This window comes from Legionella birminghamensis (assembly GCF_900452515.1).
GTDB classification, from domain to species: Bacteria; Pseudomonadota; Gammaproteobacteria; order Legionellales; family Legionellaceae; genus Legionella_C; species Legionella_C birminghamensis.
The window spans coordinates 2,359,564-2,386,066 of record NZ_UGNW01000001.1; the positions used below are offsets into that span (position 1 = coordinate 2,359,564).

Consider the following 26,503-nt stretch of genomic DNA (forward strand, 5'->3'; position numbering starts at 1 on the left):
GGACTCGCATTGGCACTTAGTTACATTCTATAATCAAATTACTCCTCTTTTTTCAGATTCTCCATGCCATTATCACTCAAAATTTTCACCTTAAATTGCGGTAACGATACTCCGGGCACTACTGCCGTTCAGCAATTAGCGCAGGAAATAAGTAATGTCGATGTGATTATCCTCCATTGTCAGGAAGTGGATTTTGATAAAACCTATCGTCAGCTTCGCGAACAGTTTGATAAAGAGATTGAGATTGATTTTGCCGAGAAAATGGTGACCCATACCAAACTCGATACTCAGTTTCATCATCAGACCGGCATGGCAACCATTCTTATCCGAAAACCCCAGGTAGACATTGTCCATAGCAAGACGCAAGTAGTCCGTCGTGAAGAAGGAAGGACAGGGAGCGGGTATAATAAAGGCGGAACTTATACTAATCTTTCTCTTCGAAAAAAAGGAGAAAAAGACCCCTATCAACTCAGCCTTGTTAATGCGCATCTCGATGCTTTCAGGGAAGACGCCAGAGCACAGGACTGGTTAAATCTTCACAAAGTGCGCAAATTCAATGCGCATGACTGGGACGATCTCTGCCGTAAAACACCGGATATGGTAGCAAATGGTTACGATGCCAATACCCGTAACTATTTGCAAAACCAGGGAGAAGAAACCATATCCCGCAATCCCTGGGAATTCAAAGCGCAACCTGGTATGCAGGAATTAATTATGGCTCCGCTGGGAAACCGCCAGGAGTCTAGTCTATCCACCTATAAAAATAATCAAAAAGACATGCCATCAGTTGCTGATAAAAAACGTTGGGGGTTTGCCAAAGGTGGTATGCTCGATATTGTCAGCGTTAATGATGCCGAACTAGCCAAAGTGCAGCTTCATTATCGGGATGAAGCTTATGAAATTGACCCGGTAACCCTGGCTGCTTTGCAAATCAATCCCAATGAGGACTCAGCGCGGGATCATTCTGTGATTGGCAGCCATCCGGTCTTTATCGAAAAACAATCTGATTTTCTTAAAGTAAGGGATTATCTGGCCAGCTCCCTGGTTTATGCCGCGCCTGAAATAGCTGAATATATTCTTCAAAAAGACTTTATCGATACAGCTGAAAATCGCAGCTATCTGTTCAGGCTGCATGAGTATTATCTGAGCCCTCAAGGGTTGATGCAAACCCAACTGCAGTTGCATCAGGAGAAATTGGCTTTGTGGAACCAATTCAAATCCTGGCCTGCTGCCGAGGAAATAAAGCAACAATTATTTAGGAATTCAACCTGGTTTGCCTGCGAGGGTGTTTTACCAAAAGACCGTTCGAGTCTTGATTTAGCAGCCATTTCGCATGCAAACAGACAGGCGCTTGAGACCTTGCAAGTCCGGTTTCTAAAGACTGCCAGTACCGACCAGCAGCGACTCGACATACTTAGAATGATCGACAATGCGATGCTTGCTTTACCAGATAACAACAAGCCGCAAACCCTCATAAAAAATACGGAAACCTTACTGACGTTTAACCATTTAACGCATCAGTATAAAGCTCATTTACTCAATGAATGCACTGATAAAGATGAGCTTTCCAATAAAAATCCGTCCTTGTTACGGGCTAAGCTCAAAGCTGTTGAGCAGTTACGGGATGCATCACTGCAAAAAACTGAAGCAAGCACACTGGACCATTTAGGAAAAGCGCTAAATGATAATACCTGGACGCTAAGCCAGCATCGGCATCAGGATATATTTCATAAAATTTATCGCAAACTGCAGGAATTGATTAGCCATTATGTCCCCAAAACGCAGGGTCAGATTTTTGCAGAAAAAGCCAAAATGGTTTTAAACCAGGAACGCATGAGTCTGGAGGAAGGAAAGCCTGAAAGTCGCAAAACTACAATGCCTTAAGCTATAGTAATCAGAGGGCTTCAAATTTTTATTGCAAGGACTGTTATGGATTATATCATTGAACGGATGAACAGGCAGCAAGCAGAATTAGCCATTGAATGGGCAGTAAAAGAAGGCTGGAATCCGGGTTTACATGATATGGCTTGTTTTTTTCAAACGGATCCCGAAGGCTTTTTTGCTGGAAAGCTTAACGGAAAAGTGATCGCTGTTGGCTCAGCTGTTTGCTATGATGAACAATTCGCCTTCTGCGGTTTTTATATTGTCGACAAAGCCTATCGCGGCAGCGGCTACGGTCTGGCTTTAACCCGGAAACGACTTGAGCATGTCGGCCATCGTAATGCAGGTATCGATGGAGTTCCGGAGATGGTTAACCGGTACAGCCGCCTGGGTTACCGCTCAGCGCATACCAATGCACGTTATCGTTTCGAGCCGATACCAGTCAAGGCCGGATCTAATGCTTCTATCATCGATTTAAGACAGCTGGATTTGAAAACACTTAGCGATTATGACCGTAAACACTTTCCCGCCCGGCGCGATACGTTTCTTAGCTGCTGGATTAACCAGCCAGACACTGTCAGTCTTGCTTATATTCACAAGGATAAATTATGCGGCTATGGGGTTATTCGACCTGCACATCAGGGATATCGTATAGGTCCCCTGTTTGCTGATACGCCAGCCATTGCAAATGATTTATTGCTGGAACTCAGTAAAAAAGCTGTAGACAGCCCTGTTTATCTGGATATACCCGAAACTAATCGTCATGCCATCGAGCTGGTTACCCGCTATCAGATGAAAAAAGTATTCACCACCGCCCGTATGTATTTAAAAGGAGAACCGAAGTTAGATATTCATTCAATTTATGGCATAACTTCGTTTGAGCTGGGATAAAGCATGCGACGTGATATGGTTGGCTATGGCCCCGAAGCGCTGCAAAACTGCTGGCCGGGCGACGCTAAACTCGCCATTAACTTTGTAATCAATTATGAGGAAGGTGCTGAGTTAACGCCAGTCAATGGCGATTCGATAGCGGAGACTTACGGCGGCGAATTTCCTCTGGCGGCCAAACCGGAGGGCATGCGCAATTTAAGCATGGAATCTTTATTTGAATATGGAAGCCGCTGCGGGATCTGGCGGTTAATCCGGTTATTCGATCGGAAACAAATTCCGCTGACCTTCTTTTTAACGGGTCTGGCAGTTCGTATGAATCCTGCGCTGGCTCTTTATCTGCAACACTCCGCCCATGAAGCTGCAGGCCATGGCTGGCGCTGGATTGATTACGCCGCAATTTCGAAGAAAGAAGAAAAAAAGCACATTATTCAATGCATCGATGTACTTTGTGAATTAACCGGTAAAAGACCCGAAGGCTGGTATACCGGGCGGAGAAGCAGTCATACGCGTGAACTGCTTATCGAAATTGGCGGATTTAAATATGACTCTGAGAGTTATGCCGATGATCTACCTTATTTTCTCGATAAGCATCTCATTATACCCTATACCCTGGACTGTAATGATTTTCGTTATTCAACGAACCCCGGCTTCGCCGTCGGCAATGATTTTTATCTCCATTTGAAAAACAGTTTTGATTATCTCTATCAGGAGCAGCGCATGGCGCTAATGACTATTGGCCTGCATCCTCGAATAAGCGGGCGTCCGGGGAGGTGTCAGGCACTGCAGCAATTTATTGATTATATAAAGCAGTTTGAAGATATCTGGATTACAAGACGGATTGATATTGCCAATTACTGGATGGGAATATCAAGACGTTGAATTCCCTGCCCAAATCCGCGGCGAAGACACCGAACCCCTAGCAAAGGCGCCGAATCCCTAGCAAAGGCGGCGAATCCCTAGCAGGCGCCGAATCCCCGCGGCTTCGACCGCGGGGTCCACACGAAGCCAATTTAATGTTAAGCACACATGTTTATGACTACCTGTTAAACCCTATTTTTTGGCAACATTGAGACTTGCCTGACGACCATGCTACTCCGACAGGCATGGGCCCCGCGGTCGAAGCCGCGGGGATTCGGTGTCGAAGCCGCGGGGATTGGGTGTCGCAGCCGCGGGGATTCGAAATCTTTCACCCCGGGATACAAGTCGTTCACCGGTGATACGAGAGGGATTCAAGCTCAATCCACCAACTCTAAACTCTGCTCGCATTCAAAATAATCAGCCACCTTTGCTTCTGAAACAGATTCCAGCTGCTTCGGATTCCAATGCGGGGATTTATCTTTATCAACTAATAGCGCCCGTACCCCCTCATAAAAATCAGAGTCCTTCATGAAATGACGAACCAGGCAATAATCCATTTTAATGCATTCAGCCATTGATAAGAAACGGGATTTATGAATTTGCATGAGCGTTATTTTCAGACTTAAAGGCGCCTTTTGTCTTAAATTATCGAGACAAGCACGTGACCATTCGTCCTCTGCGGCATTTAAGGAAACAAGAATTTCCTCAATCGTATTGAACTTAAAATGTTTTTCAATCTGCACTATGTCAGCCACTGGCAGCGGCGCTTCATTGAATGGGAGTTCTCCGAGGCAAGCATCCACTTTCTGATGAGGATTAACCGCAAGATCAGTCTCCTTTAACAGCTCAATGAATTGTTGCGAATAGTCAGCAGGAATGATTTTTTTGATTAATCCAGCGGCCAATGCATCCTGGCTCCGCAGACGATTGCCCGTTAGACCCAGATAAACGCCGAGATAATTAGGCAGCCTTGCCAGAAGATAGCTAGCACCGATATCCGGGAAAAAACCAATTCCGGTTTCCGGCATGGCAAACACAAAATTTTCAGTGGCCACAGGATGCGAACCATGAAGTGAAATACCCACCCCGCCCCCCATGGTTATTCCATTCATTAGCGCAATATACGGCTTCGAATAGCGATGTATATAATGGTTTAATCGATACTCATGCGAAAAGAACTCCATCTGCTGCGCGTCTTTACGCAAGCCGCTTTCATAAAGCCAGCGAACATCCCCTCCAGCGCAAAATGACTTGCCAGGTGTAGCCTGAATCAATACCGCATGAATATTTCTATCACTTTCCCATTCTGTGAGTTGATCTTGCAAGGATTGAATCATTGGCAAGGTTAAAGCATTTAAGGCATTGGGCCGATTCAGGGTTGCGACTCCCAAGTACCCCTGCTTTTCAAAGAGAATCTCCTCGGTCATCTTATTCTCCTTTAAACGCAGCCTGTCGTTTGCCCAGGAATGCCTGCACGCCTTCTTGCTTATCATCGGAAGCACAAACTTTCGCGAAATGGACCGCCTCAAGATGTAAGGCATCCGTTAATGACAGATCAAATCCATGATCAATCACTTCCATAACACCCCGAATAGCCAATGGAGCCATGGACAGGATCGTATTTAAGGTTTTATGGGCCTGCTCCAGCAACATTTCCGGTTCTGCCAGCTCGGTAACCAGCCCCCAGTTGTAAGCAGTTTCAGCATTAATAAAACGACCCGTCAAACAAAGATCCATTGCCCTGCCCTTTCCAACCAGTCTGGCAAGACGCTGGGTTCCACCGTAGCCAGGTATAACACCCAGTTTGACTTCGGGTTGTCCAAATTGGGCTTTTGTAGAGGCGATTCGCAAAGTAGCTGCCATTGCCAATTCACAACCGCCGCCAAAAGCAAAGCCATTGACAGCCGCCAGGGAAGGTTTTCCCAGCGTTTCCAGTTGACGAAATATATCCTGTCCTTCGCAGGCAAACTGATAACCAGTCTGCGCATTGCATTCTGCCAGTCGGGCAATGTCCGCGCCCGCACAAAAAGCCTTGCCTGCCCCAGTAATTAGCAAAGCTTTTACTTTTTCATTATGTTTAGCATGGGTAAATAATTCAGAAAGGGTTTGTAATACCTCTGTACTTAAGGAATTAAGCTTTTCAGGCCGGTTTAAAGTGATGCTGAGAATACCTTCCCGGTTTAATTCCTGTTCAATAACATCCATTCCAATTAACTCCTCTTATTAATCAATAAAATATTCTTCATCAAGCACCGATTTGGCGACAATCTCGCGCATTATCTCATTCGTACCTTCCAGAATCTGATGCACACGTAAATCGCGAAATATTCTTTCAATCTGGTAATCCTGCAAATACCCATAGCCTCCATGCATTTGCATGGCGCGATCGCTAATACGAAAAGCCACATCGGTTGCCAGACGTTTTGCCATAGCACAATACATGGGGGCCTTGGGATCACCCTTATCAAGCGCATCAGCGGCGCGATAAACCATCAGCCTTGCCGCTTCAAAATCGGTTAGCATATCAGCGAAATAAAAACGGAGGGCCTGCATCTGTGATAAGGATTTACCAAACTGCTTACGCTCATGGAGATAGGATTGTGCCAGCCGCAAACAGGCAAGGGCGCCTCCCAAGGAACAGGATGCGATATTGACCCTCCCGCCATTTAAAGCATTCAGCGCAATTTTAAAGCCCATGCCTTCTTCACCCACACGATTACTGACTGGAACCTTACAGTCCTCAAAAAAGAGCATCGCCGTGGGTTGGCTATGCCATCCCATTTTTCTTTCCAGCTTGCCGAAACTTAATCCCGGCGTATCTTTCTCCACTAACAAACAGGAAATGCCGTGATGCGATTCGTCGCCGGTGCGAACCATGCATAAATAGACATCGCTTATACTTCCCCCTGAAATAAAGGATTTGGCGCCGTTTAAGCGGTAGAAATCCCCTTCTTTGATAGCCCGGGTTTTTAAAGAAGCTGCATCTGAACCCGAATTGGGTTCGGTCAGGCAATAACTGCCTACCTTCTGCATTTGCGTTAGTAGAGGCCCCCATTGCTGGCGCAGTGGTTCTGAGCCGTAGCGATCAATCAGGGAAGCAACCATGTTATGAATAGACAAAAAGGCACTTGTACTCACACAACCAGACGCCAACTGCTCAAATATAAGCGAGGCATCAAGGCGTGTCATCCCGGTTCCACCAATCTCTTCAGACACCACCAGACCGGCCATTCCTAATGCTGCAGCTTCTTGCAGCACCTCAATTGGAAAATAATGCTCTTCATCCCACTTTTCAGCATGAGGCATTAGCTTCGTACGTGCAAAATCAGCAGCCATCTCCCGAAAAGCCTGATGCTCTTCACTATAAGTGAAATCCATTGTTTGTCCTTAGGTTGTAATCATTTTATTTGTACAACATGCTAAATCTGACATTCTTATTGAAGCAATAAAATGATATTATTGCCAATTTTTGCTGTCTATGAAATAAAAAAAAGAAAAATCATGGAACAAGTCCTAGAGCGCACCTCCAATCAAGCAGTCAAAATCTTAAAGGATTATTTTGGCTATGACTCTTTTCGCGGTTTGCAGCAGCAAGTCATCGATGACTTGCTGGAAGGCAAGGATTTACTGGTGCTAATGCCTACCGGTGGAGGCAAATCCCTCTGTTATCAAATCCCTGCATTGATTCGTCCTGGCGTTGCCATTGTGGTTTCCCCTTTAATCGCTTTAATGGAAGATCAGGTTGCAGCTTTGAAATTACAAGGGATTCGTGCGGCTTATTATAATTCCTCCTTAAATAGTGAAGAGTCACGCCAGGTACTTGCCCAATTGCATTTTCAGGAACTGGATTTACTTTATATTGCACCTGAACGCCTGGTGAGCCCCGCTTTTCTGCAGCGCCTTCAGGATTGCGAGTTGTCTTTATTTGCCATTGATGAAGCCCATTGCATTTCCCAGTGGGGCCACGATTTCCGTCCTGAATATGCAGAGCTTGGAAAACTAAAAGCCCATTTTCCCGATGTGCCTGTGATTGCCCTAACTGCAACAGCCGATAAACAGACACGTCAGGATATTATCGACAAATTAAATTACCAACCCACGTCCTATGTGGCTTCTTTTAACCGGCCTAATATTCATTACCGGGTTGAGTATAAAGATAATCCTGGAAAACAGCTTATCCATTTTTTAAAGGAGCAGACCTCCCAGGCCGGAATTATTTACTGCGGCACGCGCAATGCAGTCGCCCAGTTGGCCGAAAAGCTACAGGCACAAGGGCATAAAGCAAGAGCCTATCATGCCGGGCTTTCCCATGCCGAGCGCCGCGAAGTTCAATCATTGTTTCGCCATGATCACATTGATATTGTCGTTGCCACACTGGCCTTTGGAATGGGGATTGATAAACCCAATGTGCGCTATGTAGTTCATTACGATTTGCCCAAAACCATTGAAAGTTATTATCAGGAAACAGGCCGGGCCGGGCGGGATGGCCTGCCCTCTCAGGCATTTCTGCTCTATGATCCCGCAGACAGTGCACGCTTGCGGGGCTGGATAGCAGAAATTGAAGATGAGCAAAAGCATCGGGTAGAACTCAACAAATTAAATCACATGATGGCCTTTGCCGAAGCGAGTCACTGCCGCCGCCATATTCTGTTGAATTATTTTGATGAAACCAGCACAACCCAATGCCAGTATTGTGACATCTGCGACTCCCCTCCGGTCACGCAAGATGCAACCCTCGAAGCGCAAAAGATACTTTCCTGTATATACCGCTTGAAACAAAGCTACGGCATGTCCTATGTAATTGATGTACTTCGCGGCAGCAACGCCGAAAAAATTTCACAAAACGGTCATGAAAAATTATCCACCTTTGGAATAGGGAAAGACCGCTCAGCCAAATTCTGGAAACTGCTAACCTGGCAATTAATTCATAGAGACTACTGTTATCAGGATGCACATCATTTTAATGTATTGCGCCTGTCCGCCAAAGCCAAGGCTGTTTTAAAAGGTGAAGAGAACGTTATGCTGGTACTGCCTAATGAAAAACCCAAGGGGATTGTGGCAAGAATTAAAGAACAGTATTTCACTAAGGAAGACGATCCTCTCTTTGCTGCCCTACGGGCATTGCGAAGAAAACTCGCCGAACAGGAAAATAAACCACCCTTTATGATTTTTAGCGATAATACGCTTCACGATATGGTAAGGAAAAGACCGCAGACTGCTGAAGAACTACTGGATGTTACCGGTGTGGGACAGCATAAACTAAACCATTACGGTCTGCATTTTCTGAAAGCAATCCGGGAGTTTGCGGAATAATTCTCTGTAGCCCGATTGCCTGCAACCGGGCTGAAATTTTTAATAATCATCACTGCCATTATCAGGGACTACGCGGGTATTTCGGCCATAAATAACGAGGATATGCTGCTTGGTTTTCAACTTGATGTTTTCAGCCTGGACAACGGAGATGATGCTGCCGCTGTTTAGCCTGATGACATACTCATAGCCATGCGAGCGATTGGTGCCGGTATCAACACTGTCTGCATTTTCATTAGCTGGCGTTACAATGCCCGCTTCTGCGTTTTTGTTATGCAATCGTACGGGACGCATGGAAATAATTGTTCCAGGTACGACTTTCTTGATTTTACCGACTTCAGCCGCATCGTAATCACCTGGCTCCAGTTCTTTGGTGCACGCAGACACAGCAAGTGCAGCAGATACAACTGCAATGGAAAAAAGTTTTTTTATCAGCATTGATAATCTCCGGCAGACAGAAATTAATGAGTAGCGATGATAAACGAATTGCAGCCCGTTTTCAAAGAACTGGAGCTGCAAGTGACAGGCTTTTTGAAGATTATTGTTCTTCTTTTAATGATTTAACCACGGAGGGATATTCACTCATCCTGTGAAAATACGTGTACAAGGCAGGCCAGTGGTTTAAATCAATTTTAAAATGCGGTAACCAGCTCAGAATGACATAAAAATAACCATCGGCAATGGTAAAATGGGAACCCGCAGCAAAACCCTTATCCTTTACGATGGAGTTCAGATAATTTAATTTCTGATGGATAGCCGGCATGATGATTTTATCTCTCATCTCATCAGTCACTGCAGGATTGAACAGTATGCCGATCGTTTTATGTGCCTCTGACGAAAGATAGTTACAGACTTCAAGTATGCGATATCTTTTTAAGTCGCCGACAGCAGGCAGCAGGTTCGTTGCATTATGAGTGTCCGCAAGATACTGGAGAATCACGACGTTCTCTGTCAATACTTTATCGGGAGTAATCGCAAGCACAGGCACTGCCCCCTTGGGATTTATGGCAAGAAAATCATCTCCACCCGCAGTCGTTTTGGTTTTTAAATTAACTGACTCGTAGTCAACATCCAGACCCAGCTCATTAATTGCAATGCGGACACCGAGAGAGCAAGCTCCCTTGCTATAATAGAGTTTCATAAATATCCTTTTTATTGGTTGTAGAAGTTAGCCTAATAGAGGCCTTTTGATATTTCAAGAAAATATTGAAAATAATTAGCCAATATTTGTACACAATGAATTTATGGTATATAGTTAAACTAACTAATCCTGCAAGGACGCTATCATGAAAAAAATAGTATCTGCTGTAATCATCGCTACTGCCGCTGTTCTGGTTTCTGGTTGTGGTTTTAATAATTGCGGCGGCGGATGTGCCAATTATACTGCTGTTCAATATACTACTACTTCGGGCTGTTGCGGCTATACAACAAGCTGTTGTACCACTGGCAGCTGGTAAAAGCGAAAGCACTCAAACGTAGTACCAGCATCGACCATCCGCATCCCCGCGGCAACGACCGCGGGGCTCATGCCTGATGGCCAAACAATGCTCCTCAACGCAGTCAAAACAGGTTTTTAATTTTTTAAAATTATCCTTAATTAGCAAGTACTGATATTGCAGAATAGCTTCATGCGGAACCCGCGGTCGAAGCCCGTAGCTAGTTACACAAGTGCATAAGCATTAAAAGCTACCGAATCCCCGCGGCTTCGACCGCGGGGCCCACACGAAGCCAATTTAATGTTAAGAACACATGTTTATGACTATCTGTTAAATCCTATTTTTGGCAACATAGAAACTTGTCTGAGGAGCATACTACTCCAACAAGCATGGGCCCCGCGGTCGAAGCCGCGGGGATTCGGACGGGGCGCAGACCCCAGGGATTCGGACGGGGTGCAGACCGCGGGGATTCGGAGCGGTAAAACGTTTGCAATTACCTGGGGCTAGGCCGCGGGATCCATGTTCCCCCTGTTTCTGTATTTTGTTATATGAAATGCTGGCCTACTTCTTCCGCAACTCAATCACCAGAATATGCAAAGGCGACTGGCCGATATTTATATCCTGATGCAGCGCTTGTCCCTGTGCTGTATCAAGAAACATTGGCATTGATTTTTTCAAATCAATTACTCTTTTTTCTCCGGATTGATAAACTACCTGAAGACGGCCGTCTTCCTGGGGAATAATCACTCTGGGGAACTGATGGCTATGATAGGCGAGAATATCCTGTGGACAGAGCGTTGTTAACCAGGCCTTTGCATCTTCATTTTCAAAATAACTATCCCGGCTTGTTTTGCAGTCCGCGGCCATAAGGGAAGAATTACCTAAAAATAATGCCAGGCAAAGCAGTAGTTTTTTTTTCATTTTTTAATCCAATAATGCGGCAATCTCTGCCCTTACTTCCTTATATTGATTACGTTCATCAACAAATACAACCGTGGGCTGATAATTTTGACCCAAAGGCTCATCCATCATTACAAAGGAAGCAATGATGATAATATCACCCGGCGTAACTAAATGCGCAGCCGCCCCATTGACGCAGATAGCCGTGGAATTCGCTTCGCCAGTAATCGCATAAGTCTCAAATCGCGTTCCAGCAGTTACATTCCAGATGTGCACTGCTTCAAAGGGTAAAATATCCGCAGCTTTGAGCAACTCAGGGGAAATGGTAATACTTCCTTCATAATCCAAATCGGCATGCGTTACAGTAGCCCGGTGAATTTTTGATTTTAACATTCTTCTCTGATTCATTTTTTCCTCTTAATTCAACTGCCTTTTGCTTAATAATAGCGCGTTATTTTAGAGCTAGTTGGGGATTGAGACAACAAAATACTGCTTTGAATAAGACATCTGATTGCCTATTCCTGGAGAGACTAGAAATTATTTCATTTTCATAAAACCTTGAGCTTGAATAATACAAGGAAACCCGTGTAAACTGGTCAAAAATTTTGTGTTACGGGAAGGGTATCGTTTTGGCTAAAATAATTGTCGTCACTTCAGGTAAAGGCGGTGTAGGTAAAACCACTACTTCTGCAGCCATATCTTCTGGTCTTGCATTACAAGGTCACAAGACTGTTGTGGTGGATTTCGACATAGGACTGCGAAATCTGGATATAATTATGGGCTGTGAGCGGCGTGTTGTCTATGATTTCGTTAATGTTATCAATGGCGAAGCCAGCCTCAATCAGGCTTTAATAAAAGACAAGCGAATACCTCAGCTTTATATTTTACCTGCTTCACAAACCAGGGACAAAGATGCGCTGACACTTGAGGGTGTTGAACGCGTTTTAAAAGACTTGTCAGCCGAATTTGATTATATTGTCTGTGACTCTCCAGCTGGAATTGAAACCGGTGCTTTAATGGCCATGCATTTTGCTGATCATGCCATTGTTGTCACTAATCCTGAAGTTTCCTCAGTGAGGGATTCTGATCGCATTTTGGGGATTCTGGCCAGTAAAACTAAAAGAGCGATTGATAATAATGCCCCTGTACAAGAGCACTTACTGCTCACCCGCTATGATCCAGAGCGTGTTCAAAAAGGTGAGATGCTCTCCGTAGAAGATGTTAAAGAGATTTTAGCTATACCTTTGATTGGTGTAATTCCTGAGTCCAAAGCGGTTCTTAAAGCATCCAATACAGGCACTCCTGTTATATTGGATGAGCAAAGCGATGCAGGGCTAGCCTATCAGGATGCTATAGCCCGCTTTCTTGGTGAAAGCAGACCCATGCGTTTTATCCAAAGTGAACGGAAAGGAATTCTGCGCAGATTATTTGGTAAGAACAGAGAGGATGTTACAGCATGAGTATATTCAATTATCTAAGAAGACGAACCAGCACTGCCTCCGTAGCCAAAGAGCGATTGCAGATAATCATTTCGCATGAGCGCACCCAGCGAAATACCCCTGATTATTTACCTAAACTTCAGGAAGAAATTCTGGCGGTAATTGCAAAATATATACCCATTACCCGTGATAAAGTAAGTGTTAATTTAGAGCGTATGGGTGATAGTGCTGTTCTGGAGCTTAATGTCACAATGCCAGAAGAAGCCCTCGAAGAAGTCTAGCACTTGAGGGTACCCGCCTTTCTTTAGTATAGATAAATATCTTTATTTTTTTGTAAGAACAATATTTGACCACTATAATCACTATACTAAGAATTAGTAAAGTTGTGGTGCAATATGCATTTGGTGATTTATTTTTGTGGAGCGCGTAATTCCGGAAATGATTTCTTAAATGGTTATAATTACATTAATGACCCCAGCGTTAAAACAATAGTCGTTGAAGGCTGTCATCACTCCAAAGTCTGTAACTCCATTCTATTTCCTGATTTGAAAGCGTTTGCCGAGCGATTTGTGGAAAATCTCTTTGAGAAGCGCGACGAGTTTCCCAGACTAAAAACCACCGATCTAGCCGAGTTGGGTATCAATACCAGTGATTATTATTCCTATATGCACAATGGGGAAACGGTTACTAGAAAAAAGACGTCGGTAACCCAGAAAGATATTCGGGATGACATTAACTCCGTTACGCTTACCGGGTTTAACCGTGGCGCTATGATGGCCTTTGAAGTAGCCATTCAGATGACAAAGTTGTCCACCAAACTCGAGATTGATATTATTGCAAATCAACCGGTAGCGGGAAATGCCTATCAGATTCCGGGCAGTGCTGTGACCAATATCCCTGATTGCAGCAAATGCAGCAGTATACGCCACGTCAGTGTCATTGTTGAAGCCTACGCCGAATCACTTGCCATACCTGATGCTGAAGAACCCTTCCATCGTGTTTTCTTCACTCAAATTATACCCCATTTACCCAGCACAGCGATCAGGACACTGATTGTCATTCCGAGAGAAAACCATCAGGTAAGGGAAACATCAGCCGATGGCGAGGAACATTTAAATATGGAGTTGGCCAAATCCTTAAAAAAGAGAGGATTTCTAAGCCAGGAGGCGGTTGTCAGAAAAACCCTGACCTGCAGAACCTCCTCTTTTCTTTACCAGCAGCTAAACCCAAGCCTCCCTCCCCTTATCATCTCAGATCCCCCATCGTTCTGGGGCGTACAAAAAGATGTTTTGCAGCAAAAACTACAGCACCACACCGGATTGAGACGAGGTTATGAATTACTGCTAGAAGAAAGTCTGTCGGCATGGTGGAACCGGCAAGACAAAAAAGTATCCAGATACTCAACCCTTCTGACTCAATTATTAGTTAAAAATCTTAATTCAAAAGATTTATCCAATCCCGAAGATCTTAAAGACCTATATAAAGAAGCAGATACCTGGTTAATATTGAAAACGAATTTTGCCTCTTCACGCTATGCAATGGTAGAAGCCCTTCGCCATCATTTAGGAACAAAATTAATAGCATTAGGGGTAGCACCGCAAGAATTAGCTGAAATCATTTGGGAAAATTTACATGAAACCAACTATTTTCTTTCTGAATGGAACAAAACAGTTAAATATAGTAATTATGCCCGCAACAAACAAACCCGTGATCTGCAGGAAGCTATTCAGGATTATGCCGGCCAGGCTCCTACTAAAGAAAATGCAGAGAAGCTGCTGGCAATTCTGGATGGCTGGTTGGAACAGGAAGATGCGCAATCGGATATGCGCTTTGACCTGGTAGTCCTGATACGTGAACAATTACAGGAAGCGGTCAACCTCACGTATGGGCCTTCGGCGGAAGAAAATCATTCATTCACTGTTATTAACAGATAATTGCTATCCGCAATGCAGCTGCACCACTCTGGGTTAAGATTCCATTAAGTTATCTTGGCTATACTTACCAGCATAAACTCTATTAAGGAAATTTTATGCATCTGGTTATCTATTTTTGTGGTACGGGAAATCCGGGGGAAGATTTTTTAAAAGGCTACGATTATGCTAATCATCCTGATGTAAAAACCATTTTTGTGCAAGGTTGCCATAATCCCGAAGTCTGTAATTCCGCGAAATTTCCGGATTTAAAAGGATTTGCTGAGCGATTCGGCAGGGAAGTGTTCGAATTGGAGGAGGGAAAGTTTAAGCTTTCAACTTCTGACTTGGAGAGTAAGCGTGTTGGTATTCAAACAGGCCCTTATGAAAATGAAAAAAACAAGCTTAAATTTCCTCAAACCACCACAGTTACAGCTCTTGATGAAGAAAAAGAAATTACCTCTGTCACCTTGGCCGGCTTTAGCCGGGGAGGTATAGCAGCCTTTGAGATGGCTAAGGTACTCAAAAAAATTGCACCTCATGTTGAAGTCGATGTAGTGGCTGATCAGCCGGTTCCAGGTAACGCCTATCAAATCCCGGGAAGTAATGCGGCCAGTGTTGCAGATTGCAGTGATTGTACGAATATTAAAAATGCCACCGTTATTCTTGGCGCTTATACAGGAACCAGGCAGAATGTTGACTTGCGTGTGCTGGCCAAAGCGCCCAAAGATTATAAATCGTATAAGAACCAATATGTTGCAATAAAAAAAGAAAAACTTGACGAAAATACGCCTGACAAATGCGATATTTTCTTTGTAGATAAGGACGGGAAGGAAACATTGGTGTCAGAAGGAGCACGTAAGAGTCTACTGAACAAGATAAAAGAGGGGGTCCATACTCTGAATGTCACAACGCTTGCTGATTTAGTGAGACCTGAGTTTATCCATCCAGAAGTTTTCCATGAGAATACATCGAATATACATCGCAGTTTCTTCTCACAGCTTGTACCCAGCCTTCCTCCTACTGCTAAACGGAATCTGATTGTTATTCCACGCGAATCTCACCACCAGGTTAGGGTAAACGCAGCGGACGGTGAAGAACACTTGCATATGGCAATAGCGAAATCACTTGCAGCGCGGAACTACTTGTCTCCGGAGGAACTTGCCCGAAAGACAGAGCAAGCGAAAAACACCTATGCAGCCCATAAGGAGCTGCCACCCGCCCCATTTCCACCGGCCAAGCAATTGCAAGGTTTTTTTGGTATTAAAAAGCAGCATGTATACCGTTATCTTGATAAATTACATCCCCAGGCGGGTCTCCGTTCAGGCTATGGCCTTGAGAAAGATGAGAATCTTAAAGACTGGTGGAAAAGGCAGGATAAAAAAGCCTCACGCTACTCCACTGAATTAACTAAAAGTTTAGTTGCAACGCTTAACAGCACTGATTTTAGCAAGGCGGATGAAGTCAAAAAACTGTATACAGAGGCAGATACCTGGCTCATCATTAAAGCAAACTCCGCTTCTTCCCGCTATGCCCAGGTAGAGTCCCTGCGCTATCATCTTGGTGTTATGCTTGAGGAAAAGCTGGGGGTTACCAAACAGGAAATCGCCCAGATGAACAGGAAAAATTTATATAACAATCAATATTTTCATAATGAATGGACAAAATACATCAATCCCGCGTCCTATTTTAGAACACCAGCAACAACTGCTCTTGAAAAAGCGATAGAAGACCATAGTTTTGAGACGCCTTCCCGGGAAAGTGATCAAAAATTATTGGATGCTCTTAACACCTGGCTGGAAGGAAAGAATGCTAAAACCAGTAAACGGTTTGATCTGGTAATCATGATGCGCGAGCAATTAGAAGAGGTGATGGAAAATACCTATGGGTTAGCGGATAAGCCAGAGAGTCAGACATCCCTTTCGCAATGACCCTTGGAGCAGTGCTGCAGGACAAAGCCAATTAGCCTCGTAGCGTTGCTCTCGAATCCCCGCGGTGCAAACCGTATCTCCGCGGCAACGACCGCGGGGCCCATGCCTGGGTGGCCGAACACTGAAGTAAAAAGCTAGTCTTTTTAAAACTATGCTTGATTAGCAAGACTGATATTCTAAGTAGGCTTCGTGTGGACCCCGCGGTCGAAGCCGCGGGGAGTCGGATAGTCGAAAGGCCGCGGGGATTCGAGGCTTGCGCCGCGGGATTCGAGGCTTGCGTCGCGGGTTCAAACGCTTCGCCGCGGGGTTCAAACGCTTCGCCCGGGGTTCAAACGCTTCGCCGCGGGTTCAAACGCTTCGCCGCGGGGTTCAAACGCTTCGCCGCGGGATTCAAAAACTGCGTCGCGCGACTCGAGAGCTGCACCACGGGGTATGAAACACTTACCCCACTGCCTGCAAATTACCTGTCGAACGCACCCAGGGTTTACGTTGAGCCAGCTCATTGGGCAATGTCTTTATTGCCGTTTGCGCTTTGGCCAAATCAGAGAAATTGCCTAGTGTTAAAACAAACCATTCACTGCCTTCCCGAAGCGTGCGGTAAATCCTTCCGTTCTTTGCTTCAATATGTTTACTGACATAGCGTCTTAAATCATCTGCATTACGACTGGCAAGAATTTGGATGGTAAACTGAGCCGGATTAGTCGTTTTTGCGGCTTTTGCTGATTGAATCGCTGGTTTGACAGCTGCTGCAGGCGCTGGCAAGGCTTTGGTTTTATTAGTCGCAATCACTGCTTTGACAGTAGACGCGACAGGTAAATTGTCTTTTTTAACGGTCTTTGGAATAACTACGACCTTGTCCATAACCACAAGGTTGCCCAGTTGATCTTCCTCGTCGGTATTAAACTCGATTACCCTTCTCATGGGCGGCGGTTGCAATTCCTGGGAAGAAGCGGCAACAGTGAGTTCAGGGATTTCGGTAACCAATGCCGGCTCGATATGAGAGCGTAGGAGTTTTATGGAGTTGCTGGCCAGATTAGGCAGGCTTGAAACAAGCTTCTCTTTCGGAACAGATAAAAAGGCAGCAGGCAGGGGCAACTCCATTAAAGAAACCACTCCATTAAATTCAGGCTGGGCTTCAGGGGTTATCTGCGCTTGAACCACAGGTAGGGGCTGATTCTGAGTGCTCACATAAGCATATCCCAAACCAACAAGCGCTGCGCCCAAAAGTCCGTATGCTTTAGCCCCCGAGCGTCTTGGACGGCTACCTTTTAAGGTGTCAGGATTAAAGAAATCCTGCATCTGGTTATTGATTCGGCCAATATATCCGCCAGTCAGCTGATAGAACTGCGCTAAACGTTTATCAGTCATGGTTTTATCAAGACGACGCGGTGAAGGGAGAAACTTTAGCAGATAAGTCTTTGTCTCGCTTTCAGACAGGCCGCCCAGTTCAATACTGTGGATTAAATTATCAAATAAATCCTTATCCAAACTATTCAGGCTGGCTGCCAGGCTGTAATCAGATACAAGGCATAAATGGAAAAAACCGGCACTACCCTGCTTTTTAATTTCCAGCAAAGCTTCCTTGATAAAAAGATCAGGCAGAAGCTGGGCATTATCGATAATAACGAGCACATGTACCTTCCGTTCATTCACTTGCTGAACAAAATTCTGCAAACTCTGTTCTGCATCAATTCGCAAATGGAATGTCTGGTACAACTGAGAAAGAACCTGCTGCGCTGAAAATGGCGCATCAGCATTAACAATACCTGTTCGGATGCTGGAATCCAGCGAAGAGTTCAGGATTCGGGCGAAGGTGCTTTTGCCCCCCCCTTTCTCAGCCAGTACAGTGATTAATACATTGTTGAGCAAAACCAGATGATTGATAAAATCAATCTTGTTTAGCCAGGCTGCCGGTTTAAAAGGGGGCGTCTCCATCGTTGATTCGCCAGGGCCCTTTTCAATGGAATCATTTAGCACGAATTACACTCCTTCGACTGCGAGCTTTAATACTTTTTGTAGCAAATCAGCAGGAACATTATCCTCGATATAACATTCACCTATTTGTTTTATCAGTATAAAGCGCAATTTATTATTCTTAATTTTTTTATCCTTCGCCATTGAGAGCGTTAAACTATCCAGATTGATATCCTGTGGAATACGGCGCGGCAATCCCGCCAATTCCAGAAGTCTATCGATTTCCTCCACTTGTAAATGCGAAATAAGTCCCATTTCTCGGGAGAGTAATGCAATGCAGTATAAGCCAATTGCAACCGCCTCGCCATGAAGCCAGCGTTCATAGCGGGTATCCGCTTCCAATGCATGACCGATTGTATGCCCAAGATTGAGCAGCGCTCGACAGCCCTTTTCCTTTTCATCCTTCTGCACATAATCCACTTTAATTTCACAGCATTGGCTGATAATGGGGAGTAAATCAGCAGGTGACGGCAATCCGATCAACAGGTTTTTAACTTCTGCCATTAAACCTTTATCTTCCAGAATGGCATATTTAATGACTTCGGCATAGCCTGCCTGTTTCTCGCGTAGCGGCAGGCTGGCAAGTGTTGTTACATCGATCACAACCGCACTGGGCTGATAAAAACTTCCTATCATATTTTTTCCAAGCGGATGATTGATGGCTGTTTTGCCTCCGACCGAAGCATCGACCTGCGCCAGTAAGCTGGTGGGAATTAAAACAAAGCGGACGCCGCGTTGGTAAGTCGCAGCAGCAAAGCCGGCAATATCGCCAACCACCCCGCCGCCCAAGCCGATTATGGTAGTGTCCCGATGATGGGAAGCAGCAATCAAACAGTCATAAATCTGACTGAGACTTTTCTGATTTTTGTATTCCTCGCCATCTTTCAGAATGGCGACATCACATTGCTGCTCAGAAAATGCAGATTTTAGTTGCTCCAGATACAAGGGGGCAACTGTTTCATTACTAACAATTAAAACCTGCCTTGAATCAACGACAGATTTTAAAAAAGCAGTATCAGCCAGAAGATTTTCACCAATATAAATTGGATACTCCTGGCCGGGTAAGCTCACGAAAATCGTTTTATATAACTCAGACTTCGCCATAAATATATTTGATAATATTGTTAGCGACTGCTTTTACGGTTAGCTTGTCAGTTTCAAAACTGATATCTGCCAGTTCATCATAGAAGGGCTCTCGTTCATCGCGCAGCATTTCCAATCGGCTTTCCAAATCTTCTGTCTGTAATAGCGGACGCTTAGTGTCTCGTTTGGTACGCTCAAACTGCTGTTGCAGTGAAGTTTTCAGATAAATCACTGTACCTCGACCAGCCAGTGCATTTCGATTCTCCGGGGTCATCACCACACCACCGCCAGTTGCCAGCACGATATTGGTTTTTTGAGTTAACTCATCAATGACTTTTTGTTCACGCTTGCGAAAACCCTCTTCCCCCTCAATATCAAAAATCCAGGAAATGTCAGCACCGGCACGTTCTTCGATTACTTCATCTGAATCATAGAACTCAAGTTTGAGCTCCTTTGCCAAAGTACGGCCTATCGTGCTTTTTCCTGCTCCCATTGGCCCAATTAGAAAAATATTGCGTACTTTAACTATGCTCATTTTTTATTACATACCTCTTCATCTGAACAGGAGAGTTCCTCCTGTTGTTTAACGAGATGCCCGCATTCCCTATTTCCAGGGAGCCGCAGGCCTTCCGAATTTATTCAGCTCAACCCCTTTACCTTCAACAGTGGTAATTGAAAGCGTATTGGTTATTATCCTAGGAGTAATGAAAATGAGCAACTCCTCATTTTTAATTTCTGTGGATTGATTTCTGAATAATACGCCAACTACTGGCAGGTTTCCAAGAAATGGCACTCGATTAATCGAGTTGTTTTTATCTTGCTTATAAATTCCCCCTAAAACAATGGTCTGTCCATTGTTGACTAACACATTGGTTTGAATTTCTTTGGTCAGAATCGCAGGAACCCCATTGAAGGTTTGCGGCGAAGGAGTATCCTGATTAATCTGCAGATCCATCATAATTTTGTTATCAGGCGTAATCTGCGGCGTCACTTTCAAACTCAATACCGCTTTTTTAAACGCAACTGCAGTCGCACCGCTTGAGGTCGCCTCCTGATAAGGAATTTCCTCACCCGACTCAATAACCGCTGATTGCTGATTGGTGGTTATCAAACGCGGACTTGAAATCACCTCTCCCCGGCCTTCGCTTTCCAGTGCCGACAACTCCAAATCCAAGAGGATGCCGTCTCCCAGTTTGGCAAGGGCCAAACCGACGGAGGCAGGTGACGCAGAAACAGGTGTTGCCGCAAGATCCACATTAAGCCTATCGGAAAGCGGAACCACATCTGCCGGTGCGACGTTTTGCGCCAGCTGGTTTGCCCCGCTTAATGTCCCGCTAAGATGGGTAGGCCTTGAAATTCCAAAACGAATACCCAAGTCACGGGCAAAATCTTTCGTCACATTGACAATTCTCGCCTCAATTAATACCTGCTTCACCGGCACATCAAGCTGCTTCACCAAGTCTCTGATTTCTTCAATCTGAGTTCCGGTGTCCTGAATCCATATTGTGTTGGTACGGGCATCCACACTTAAGGTTCCGCGTTTGGAAAGCAGTGAATTATTTTTATCTTTTAATAGAACTGCAATATCTGCTGCTTTCGCATAATTGATTTGAATCAGTTCAGAGCGTAGTGGAGCAAGGTTAGTGACTTCGGTTCGCGCTTTCAACTCTGCTTTTTCCTGTGCCAGCAGGTTAGAAGCCTTGTCAATCAATAGTACATTGCCAGCTTTTCTTTTATCCAGTGCATTGGTCTTAAGAATAATATCCAATGCCTGATCCCAGGGGATATCATTTAAGCGCAAGGTTATATTTCCCTGCACCTGATCGCTCACGACAATATTGATGCCTGTAAACTCGGCCAATAACTGTAAAACAGCGCGGATTTGAATGTTCTGGAAGTTTAGGGATATCCGCTTACCGGTAAACACCATCTTCTTGAGTTTGGCCTGCTTGATCTCTTCTGCGCTTAGCGGATAAATCTCCACAATAAATTGTTTGTTGACCTGATAAGCAAAATGGCCATAGTCCCCCTGGTTAACAATAGTCAAACGCGCGTCCTTACCTTCCTGTTGTAAACGAAGGAATTGGGCGGGGCTTTGAAAGTCGGCAACGTCAAAGCGTTTCATTAAACGCGTCGGGATTTTGGTACTCATGAAGTTAACCACAACCTCCTTTCCAGTTTGAGTGACGTCAATGGGTATACTGGCATCGCTTACTTCAATAATTACGCGGCCGCCTTGCGTACCTGTACCTCGAAAATCAAGATTGGTTATTGCGTGACGGGCATTAACAGGCCGGTTGCTTACAAAAATTTCTCTGCGCTGCTGGAATATCTGATGACCCTTTCCGCTTAATGTCAGGGAATAAGTATTCCCGGCAATTTGACCGGAAAAAGAAATGGAGTCAGTCAAATCGAGGATGGCCCTTACCCGATCGCCTACTGCTACGATATTATAGTTCGTTAATGAGCCTATTTCTATTTTTCTGGCTTTTTGATTTTCATCGAGAACCATTTTCGTATTGATAAAATCTAGAACCAGCCGCGGCGGTTTAGGGGTCATAAAGCTGGCTGGTAAGTTATCCAAAGGGCTGGAAAAACAAAAATCAACCCTTACCCGCTCGTCGGGTAAGGGAATTACCTTAATCCCGGTTAAGGTATTGGTATTCGCTATTCCCTGGCCTAGCGCTACAAACAAAAATAAAAATATTACAATTAGCTTGCGCAACATTAATTCCTATTCCTCTTTTGCATTTAAGTCAAAATTAGTCATCTTTTTTTCCCATTTCCCGGAAATCTGAACCGTTTCTTCCAGCTTCAATGTCGTATTAGTGATTTGCATGATCTTGCCGTAATTTTGCCCCATATAATCCCCTGGCCTGACCCTGACTATTTCGCCATTAGGTAGGCTAATTAGTCCCCACACCACATTACCCTCTTTTAGAATGCCTACAAATCTTAATGAATCGAGAGGATATTGCTCCAACGGTTGCCTGGGTCTTTTAGTATTTGGGGCTAATTTATCTTCAAACTTTTTTACGGTTTTAGGCTTAAAGGGGCTGCGGCGGCTTTCATTTTCCGGATAAGTAAACTTGGCCAATGGCTTGATAGTGGGAATTGGTTCAATAGGTTGTGCCTTGCGGGACTTCACCTCATTAATATAACGGGATAGTTCGAGATCCTCGGATGTATCGCAGCCGCATAGTAGACTGCCTGGCAGAATCAGTATTAAACATCTAACAATAATTGCCGGGAACTTTCTCATGATTTATATCGGTAAATTTTTGCGGTTAACTTCATTTCCAGCAAATCGCCGGACGCGGTTTTTTGTTTTTCTTCCTTAACAGTATTGATTTCAAAATCATGTAAAGTCACAATGCGGCTCATCTGGGCCACCCGGCTTAGAAAAACAGCCAGCTGGTGATAATTGCCAATCACAACAATGTTAATAGGCACTTCAATATAAAAATCATGTACAACCTCTGGAGCAGGGGCAAACAACTCAAATGTCAGGCCGCTACTGATACCCGTTTTGGAGATATCTTCCAGTAAACCGGGCATTTCGTTTTGCGCCGGCAACTGCTTTAGCATTTTACCAAATCGCGCGGTCATTACCTGCATCTGTGTGCGGTAGGCCTGTAAATTGGCTGCCTGCCTTTGTTTTTGCTCAAACTCAGTTTTCAAAGCGGTTTGGGTTGTTTTCAAGCTGTCATATTCTTCAAAATAAGATTTGATAATCAGCCAATAACCAAGCCCGATTACCAACATTGCCAGGATGCCCGCAACAATATATTTGACCATTGGAGGCCATTGTCCGGCATTTTCCAGCGTTAATTCACTTAAGTTTAAATTAGTCATAATGTCAGTAATGCGCTGCTTTTGGGTTTAAGTACGAAGCTTAATTTGAACTCATTTTCACCGGTCTCAGGTGTAGGGTTCACTGCAGCATTCGCATCCTGTTGATCCTTGCTTTTTTTAATTTCCGTTAACTCAGGCTCTTGAATCCACGGATTTGCTTCAATGTTTCTCATTAAAATCGATACATTACTGTTAGACTCGGAATAACCCAGCAAGGTGATGCGATTTCCCTCCCGTTTCATCTGGGTCAGATAAACGCCATCAGGGAGTACTTTAATAAGTTCATCAAATAAATGAACAGTCAGTCCGCGTGTTGCCTGCAAATTCTGCACAATGGTCATTCGGGAAATAAGACTTGCCCTTAAATCTTTCAGTTTTTTTATTTCCGCAATTTGCCCATTCAAAATATTAATTTCATTTTGAAGGAGCTGATTTCGGTGCCTTTGTGCACTCACCAGATCCGAAGCATAGTAAAACAGGGCAAAAACAATCGTTCCCCCTAGAATCAAGGCCGTCAGTAATAAACGGATGAATTCATTTTTTTCACGTTCGCGTTTAATCTCGCGCCATGGCAAAAGATTAATAGTTGTCATCGTTAATCAACCTCTCTTAATGCCAATCCGCAGGCAATCATCAAGGAAGGTGCATCAGCAGTTAATTGCTCGCGATTTACTGATTTGGCTATATCGAGCTGCTCAAAAGGATTTGCGATGGAAACGGGAATGCCTGTGCTTTCCTGAATTTTTTCGGCGAGACCTGGTAGTTTCGCAACACCGCCGGCGAGCAAAATGTGATCAATAAAACCATAATGACTGGTGGAAAAGAAAAACTGCAGCGCCCTTTTGATCTGAACCTGCAGCATTTCCCGGAATGGGTTGAGGATATGTTCCTCATAATCTTCGGGCATGCTATTGGTTGAATTCATTTTCATTGCTTCCTGATATGACATCCCATAATGCATGGCAATGGCATCGACAAGCTGCTTCCCGCCAAACTCCTCCTCGCGGGTAAAAATCATTTTTAAGCCATGAAGGACAAAAAAATGCGAATAAAGTGCGCCAATATCAATAATCGCAATCACTTTATCCCGCCCCTGGGCTGGTAATGATTGACTGAGACACTGCGCAGCCCTTTCTACTGCAAAGGATTCCACATCCACAACCAGAGTCTCAAGACCGGCTCTTTTTACTGCCTCTACACGGCTATTTACATTTTCACTTCGTGAAGCAACGATGAGGACATCCAGTAAAGCGGCATTTTTTGGGGAAGCCCCGATCACTTCAAAATCAAGGTTAACTTCATTAACCGGATATGGAATATATTTTTCAGCTTCCATAATAATAAATTCTTCCATTTCAGACTCGGTCAACCCCTCATTAATCTGAATGGTTTTACTGATTACGGCAGAGTCGGGAACAGCCAACACAGCATTTTTACTGTTAAGACTTTCCGCAAGAATCATTTGTTTGATGGAATAAGCAATTGCATCGATATCCTTAACTGTATTTCCCTCCACCGCATTCAAAGGCAGCAATTGGGACGCGTAGCCATTAACACAGTGCTGCTGGGCTGAACCGCTGATTTCCACAATTTTAATGGAGGTCGAGCTGATATCAATGCCAAGCAAGGACTGACGTCTTGGTTTAAACAATTTAAGCACGCGTAATCTCCCTTCAGGTATCTACCATGCAATGAAAACTGGACGTGTAACTTCCGGATAATGAGGCGGTTTCCTCCCATATCCTAACGTAAGACCATAAAAAAAGGAAACTTTTATTTATTGATTGCTATTCGACCTAAAACTGTTCGTATTTATTTTTTACTAACCACCTGTTCAACGCTTGCACTCTTCGTTCGCATAAAATATAGTGAATAATCTGGTAGCGGTTTCACATACAGTACAAGGAGTTTCAATGATTATAAGTGAAATGATTAGTACACTGGAAAATATCATTTTAGCCTATTGCACACGGCAAGGTGCCTCTATTAATCCAGCCTTTAAGGACTTGCCTCAGCCCAGCAAAGAAAAACAACTGCAAGAGCTTATAAAATTAGCAATTAAGCCTCAACACAGTGAACGGCAATCCTTATATGAGTATACATTGCAGGTTATTTCACTCCTGAGCGCAATTGCGAGCCAATCTGAACCGACAGGCGAGAGCTTGAAAGAAGCACAGAATGCCCTGCAGAATTTCCTTCTTAACATTCGTACCCTTTTAAAAGCACCTCAGGAATCTGAAGTCACAATTAACACCGGCGGCAAAGAAATTGCTATGCTGGGTTTACTTGTCAAAGGAGGGACCTTTTTTGCGGATTCCTATTGTTACTCAGGGCAGCTTTTTGCCAATCAGTTATTCTCTGCCCTTAAAGTGGATGAGAAAACCGTTTCGCAAGTACGACTCTGCGAGGAAGCTGCATTCTGTTTTAGCCCATTGGAAAACCGTGTTTTAAGTAAAAATATTAAGGCGCTTGAAACAAGGATAGAAAATCTGAATGGTCAATTATCATCAACACTGAATGATAAGGGGTCGATTAGTCAGCAAGCTGACAAGCTGCGCTCGCAAAGGGACATGCTGGTGAGCGAAAAAGAAGATGCTTTAAAAAAGTTAGCTGAAAGCGAAGCCCTGGCAGAACGCCACCTGGAGCAGTCCAGGCAGATTCAGGCTGAAAACTCTGAGAAAGATCAGATCATTACAGCCCAGCAGGAAGAAATAGCGCATTTAAAGAAAGCACTTGCTGAAAGCAAAAAAGAATGCGAAAAGCTTGGTAAAGAGAATGAAAAACTGCATGAAGATATTTCAGCCATGAAACTCGAGACTCCAATAGCCCGGACATTTCCCCCTATGGGATTTCTGTACGGCACTCCCGGCAATAGTCCATATAGCCTTTTTATGAACAATCTGCAGAGTCGGGGACTGGTTGAAAAGAAAAAGTCAATGAACGATAGCGATGAGCTTCCCACTTTGAACCTGGGCGGCGCTTCTTTTAATCCTGATTAGTATTTAATCCCTCTTTATGCGCTTTATTATTCGCAA

At 44.3% G+C, this 26,503-nt stretch carries 25 protein-coding genes; 10 read left to right on the forward strand and 15 right to left on the reverse strand.

Annotation, left to right across the window (positions count from 1 at the left end; translation table 11 throughout):
* Positions 1-63 precede the first annotated feature (63 nt).
* Genes DYH42_RS09995 through DYH42_RS10005 form a run of 3 tightly spaced genes read left to right on the forward strand, consistent with a single transcriptional unit; the run spans position 64 to position 3,651 of the window.
* Complete coding sequence (locus DYH42_RS09995; protein WP_058522323.1) at positions 64-1,884, forward strand: hypothetical protein; 1,821 nt, start codon at positions 64-66, stop codon at positions 1,882-1,884.
* Between the two features lie 45 nt (positions 1,885-1,929).
* Positions 1,930-2,772 carry a GNAT family N-acetyltransferase gene (locus DYH42_RS10000; RefSeq protein WP_058522322.1) on the forward strand — a complete coding sequence of 281 codons (843 nt, stop codon included), beginning with the start codon at positions 1,930-1,932 and terminating at the stop codon, positions 2,770-2,772.
* Between the two features lie 3 nt (positions 2,773-2,775).
* Positions 2,776-3,651 (forward strand): polysaccharide deacetylase family protein, encoded by an 876-nt coding sequence (locus DYH42_RS10005; RefSeq protein WP_058522321.1) that lies wholly within the window; start codon positions 2,776-2,778, stop codon positions 3,649-3,651.
* Between the two features lie 356 nt (positions 3,652-4,007).
* Here the strand turns inward: DYH42_RS10005 and DYH42_RS10010 are convergent, their stop codons facing one another.
* Genes DYH42_RS10010 through DYH42_RS10020 form a run of 3 tightly spaced genes read right to left on the reverse strand, consistent with a single transcriptional unit; the run spans position 4,008 to position 7,008 of the window.
* Positions 4,008-5,057, reverse strand: a complete 1,050-nt coding sequence (locus tag DYH42_RS10010; protein ID WP_058522320.1) for an enoyl-CoA hydratase/isomerase family protein — start codon at positions 5,055-5,057, stop codon at positions 4,008-4,010.
* A 1-nt stretch (position 5,058) separates the two neighbouring features.
* Positions 5,059-5,835 carry an enoyl-CoA hydratase/isomerase family protein gene (locus tag DYH42_RS10015; protein ID WP_058522319.1) on the reverse strand — a complete coding sequence of 259 codons (777 nt, stop codon included), beginning with the start codon at positions 5,833-5,835 and terminating at the stop codon, positions 5,059-5,061.
* An 18-nt stretch (positions 5,836-5,853) separates the two neighbouring features.
* Complete coding sequence (locus DYH42_RS10020; RefSeq protein ID WP_058522318.1) at positions 5,854-7,008, reverse strand: acyl-CoA dehydrogenase family protein; 1,155 nt, start codon at positions 7,006-7,008, stop codon at positions 5,854-5,856.
* Between the two features lie 123 nt (positions 7,009-7,131).
* On the opposite strand from DYH42_RS10020, the gene recQ reads away from it, so the two are divergent.
* On the forward strand, positions 7,132-8,943 hold the full coding sequence (gene recQ, locus DYH42_RS10025; RefSeq protein ID WP_058522394.1) for a DNA helicase RecQ: 1,812 nt from the start codon (positions 7,132-7,134) through the stop codon (positions 8,941-8,943).
* Between the two features lie 39 nt (positions 8,944-8,982).
* Here the strand turns inward: recQ and DYH42_RS10030 are convergent, their stop codons facing one another.
* Both DYH42_RS10030 and DYH42_RS10035 read right to left on the reverse strand, forming a co-directional pair.
* Positions 8,983-9,378, reverse strand: coding sequence for an outer membrane lipoprotein (locus DYH42_RS10030; RefSeq protein ID WP_058522317.1), 396 nt, complete (start codon positions 9,376-9,378; stop codon positions 8,983-8,985).
* A gap of 100 nt (positions 9,379-9,478) precedes the next feature.
* Positions 9,479-10,081 (reverse strand): glutathione S-transferase N-terminal domain-containing protein, encoded by a 603-nt coding sequence (locus tag DYH42_RS10035; protein ID WP_058522316.1) that lies wholly within the window; start codon positions 10,079-10,081, stop codon positions 9,479-9,481.
* A gap of 145 nt (positions 10,082-10,226) precedes the next feature.
* Between DYH42_RS10035 and DYH42_RS16605 the strand changes: the two genes are divergently transcribed.
* Positions 10,227-10,397, forward strand: coding sequence for a hypothetical protein (locus tag DYH42_RS16605; protein ID WP_157062377.1), 171 nt, complete (start codon positions 10,227-10,229; stop codon positions 10,395-10,397).
* 540 nt (positions 10,398-10,937) lie between these two features.
* On the opposite strand, the gene DYH42_RS10045 is transcribed toward DYH42_RS16605, so the two are convergent.
* Together DYH42_RS10045 and panD are read right to left on the reverse strand one after the other, a co-directional pair.
* Complete coding sequence (locus DYH42_RS10045) at positions 10,938-11,297, reverse strand: cupin domain-containing protein (RefSeq protein WP_058522315.1); 360 nt, start codon at positions 11,295-11,297, stop codon at positions 10,938-10,940.
* A gap of 3 nt (positions 11,298-11,300) precedes the next feature.
* Positions 11,301-11,684, reverse strand: a complete 384-nt coding sequence (gene panD, locus DYH42_RS10050) for an aspartate 1-decarboxylase (RefSeq protein ID WP_058522314.1) — start codon at positions 11,682-11,684, stop codon at positions 11,301-11,303.
* Between the two features lie 221 nt (positions 11,685-11,905).
* Here panD and minD point away from each other — a divergent pair, with 221 nt between their 5' ends.
* The 4 genes from minD (at position 11,906) to DYH42_RS10070 (ending at position 16,556) form a co-directional block, all read left to right on the forward strand.
* Entirely contained in the window at positions 11,906-12,736 is an 831-nt protein-coding gene (gene minD / locus DYH42_RS10055; RefSeq protein WP_058522313.1) for a septum site-determining protein MinD, read from the forward strand.
* A complete protein-coding gene (minE, locus tag DYH42_RS10060; protein WP_058522312.1) occupies positions 12,733-12,996 on the forward strand; it encodes a cell division topological specificity factor MinE in 264 nt (87 codons plus the stop codon). The genes minD and minE overlap by 4 nt, the downstream gene beginning before the upstream one ends.
* A gap of 114 nt (positions 12,997-13,110) precedes the next feature.
* On the forward strand, positions 13,111-14,649 hold the full coding sequence (locus DYH42_RS10065; RefSeq protein ID WP_058522311.1) for a hypothetical protein: 1,539 nt from the start codon (positions 13,111-13,113) through the stop codon (positions 14,647-14,649).
* A 95-nt stretch (positions 14,650-14,744) separates the two neighbouring features.
* Positions 14,745-16,556 carry a hypothetical protein gene (locus DYH42_RS10070; RefSeq protein WP_058522310.1) on the forward strand — a complete coding sequence of 604 codons (1,812 nt, stop codon included), beginning with the start codon at positions 14,745-14,747 and terminating at the stop codon, positions 16,554-16,556.
* A gap of 441 nt (positions 16,557-16,997) precedes the next feature.
* Here the strand turns inward: DYH42_RS10070 and DYH42_RS10075 are convergent, their stop codons facing one another.
* The 8 genes from DYH42_RS10075 to pilM form a co-directional block, all read right to left on the reverse strand.
* The gene (locus DYH42_RS10075; protein ID WP_058522309.1) at positions 16,998-18,533 is read right to left on the reverse strand and encodes an SPOR domain-containing protein; all 1,536 of its coding nucleotides are present in this window, start codon (positions 18,531-18,533) and stop codon (positions 16,998-17,000) included.
* Between the two features lie 3 nt (positions 18,534-18,536).
* Positions 18,537-19,634 carry a 3-dehydroquinate synthase gene (aroB, locus tag DYH42_RS10080; protein WP_058522308.1) on the reverse strand — a complete coding sequence of 366 codons (1,098 nt, stop codon included), beginning with the start codon at positions 19,632-19,634 and terminating at the stop codon, positions 18,537-18,539.
* Complete coding sequence (aroK, locus tag DYH42_RS10085) at positions 19,621-20,148, reverse strand: shikimate kinase AroK (protein WP_058507330.1); 528 nt, start codon at positions 20,146-20,148, stop codon at positions 19,621-19,623. The genes aroB and aroK overlap by 14 nt, the downstream gene beginning before the upstream one ends.
* A gap of 69 nt (positions 20,149-20,217) precedes the next feature.
* Positions 20,218-22,338: a type IV pilus secretin PilQ gene (locus DYH42_RS10090; protein WP_058522393.1), complete on the reverse strand. Its 2,121-nt coding sequence runs from the start codon at positions 22,336-22,338 to the stop codon at positions 20,218-20,220.
* Between the two features lie 9 nt (positions 22,339-22,347).
* The gene (locus tag DYH42_RS10095; protein ID WP_058522307.1) at positions 22,348-22,875 is read right to left on the reverse strand and encodes a pilus assembly protein PilP; all 528 of its coding nucleotides are present in this window, start codon (positions 22,873-22,875) and stop codon (positions 22,348-22,350) included.
* On the reverse strand, positions 22,872-23,468 hold the full coding sequence (locus DYH42_RS10100; RefSeq protein ID WP_058522306.1) for a type IV pilus inner membrane component PilO: 597 nt from the start codon (positions 23,466-23,468) through the stop codon (positions 22,872-22,874). Before DYH42_RS10100 ends, DYH42_RS10095 begins: the two co-directional genes overlap by 4 nt.
* Entirely contained in the window at positions 23,465-24,061 is a 597-nt protein-coding gene (locus DYH42_RS10105) for a PilN domain-containing protein (protein ID WP_058522305.1), read from the reverse strand. The genes DYH42_RS10100 and DYH42_RS10105 overlap by 4 nt, the downstream gene beginning before the upstream one ends.
* Positions 24,062-24,063: 2 nt before the next feature.
* A complete protein-coding gene (gene pilM / locus DYH42_RS10110) occupies positions 24,064-25,128 on the reverse strand; it encodes a type IV pilus assembly protein PilM (RefSeq protein ID WP_058522304.1) in 1,065 nt (354 codons plus the stop codon).
* Between the two features lie 253 nt (positions 25,129-25,381).
* On the opposite strand from pilM, the gene DYH42_RS10115 reads away from it, so the two are divergent.
* Positions 25,382-26,467, forward strand: a complete 1,086-nt coding sequence (locus DYH42_RS10115; protein ID WP_058522303.1) for a hypothetical protein — start codon at positions 25,382-25,384, stop codon at positions 26,465-26,467.
* The last annotated feature ends 36 nt before the right edge of the window (positions 26,468-26,503 follow it).

Coding starts and splice junctions, on each gene's coding strand:
- DYH42_RS10105 (WP_058522305.1), bottom strand. CDS start 24,061: ATGACAACTATTAATCTTTTGCCATGGCGCGAGATTAAACGCGAACGT.
- DYH42_RS16605 (WP_157062377.1), top strand. CDS start 10,227: ATGAAAAAAATAGTATCTGCTGTAATCATCGCTACTGCCGCTGTTCTG.
- DYH42_RS10095 (WP_058522307.1), bottom strand. CDS start 22,875: ATGAGAAAGTTCCCGGCAATTATTGTTAGATGTTTAATACTGATTCTG.
- DYH42_RS10065 (WP_058522311.1), top strand. CDS start 13,111: ATGCATTTGGTGATTTATTTTTGTGGAGCGCGTAATTCCGGAAATGAT.
- aroK (WP_058507330.1), bottom strand. CDS start 20,148: ATGAGCATAGTTAAAGTACGCAATATTTTTCTAATTGGGCCAATGGGA.
- minE (WP_058522312.1), top strand. CDS start 12,733: ATGAGTATATTCAATTATCTAAGAAGACGAACCAGCACTGCCTCCGTA.
- DYH42_RS09995 (WP_058522323.1), top strand. CDS start 64: ATGCCATTATCACTCAAAATTTTCACCTTAAATTGCGGTAACGATACT.
- DYH42_RS10015 (WP_058522319.1), bottom strand. CDS start 5,835: ATGGATGTTATTGAACAGGAATTAAACCGGGAAGGTATTCTCAGCATC.
- DYH42_RS10005 (WP_058522321.1), top strand. CDS start 2,776: ATGCGACGTGATATGGTTGGCTATGGCCCCGAAGCGCTGCAAAACTGC.
- DYH42_RS10100 (WP_058522306.1), bottom strand. CDS start 23,468: ATGACTAATTTAAACTTAAGTGAATTAACGCTGGAAAATGCCGGACAA.
- DYH42_RS10070 (WP_058522310.1), top strand. CDS start 14,745: ATGCATCTGGTTATCTATTTTTGTGGTACGGGAAATCCGGGGGAAGAT.
- DYH42_RS10010 (WP_058522320.1), bottom strand. CDS start 5,057: ATGACCGAGGAGATTCTCTTTGAAAAGCAGGGGTACTTGGGAGTCGCA.
- DYH42_RS10045 (WP_058522315.1), bottom strand. CDS start 11,297: ATGAAAAAAAAACTACTGCTTTGCCTGGCATTATTTTTAGGTAATTCT.
- DYH42_RS10115 (WP_058522303.1), top strand. CDS start 25,382: ATGATTATAAGTGAAATGATTAGTACACTGGAAAATATCATTTTAGCC.
- aroB (WP_058522308.1), bottom strand. CDS start 19,634: ATGGCGAAGTCTGAGTTATATAAAACGATTTTCGTGAGCTTACCCGGC.
- DYH42_RS10030 (WP_058522317.1), bottom strand. CDS start 9,378: ATGCTGATAAAAAAACTTTTTTCCATTGCAGTTGTATCTGCTGCACTT.
- DYH42_RS10035 (WP_058522316.1), bottom strand. CDS start 10,081: ATGAAACTCTATTATAGCAAGGGAGCTTGCTCTCTCGGTGTCCGCATT.
- recQ (WP_058522394.1), top strand. CDS start 7,132: ATGGAACAAGTCCTAGAGCGCACCTCCAATCAAGCAGTCAAAATCTTA.
- DYH42_RS10000 (WP_058522322.1), top strand. CDS start 1,930: ATGGATTATATCATTGAACGGATGAACAGGCAGCAAGCAGAATTAGCC.
- panD (WP_058522314.1), bottom strand. CDS start 11,684: ATGAATCAGAGAAGAATGTTAAAATCAAAAATTCACCGGGCTACTGTA.
- DYH42_RS10020 (WP_058522318.1), bottom strand. CDS start 7,008: ATGGATTTCACTTATAGTGAAGAGCATCAGGCTTTTCGGGAGATGGCT.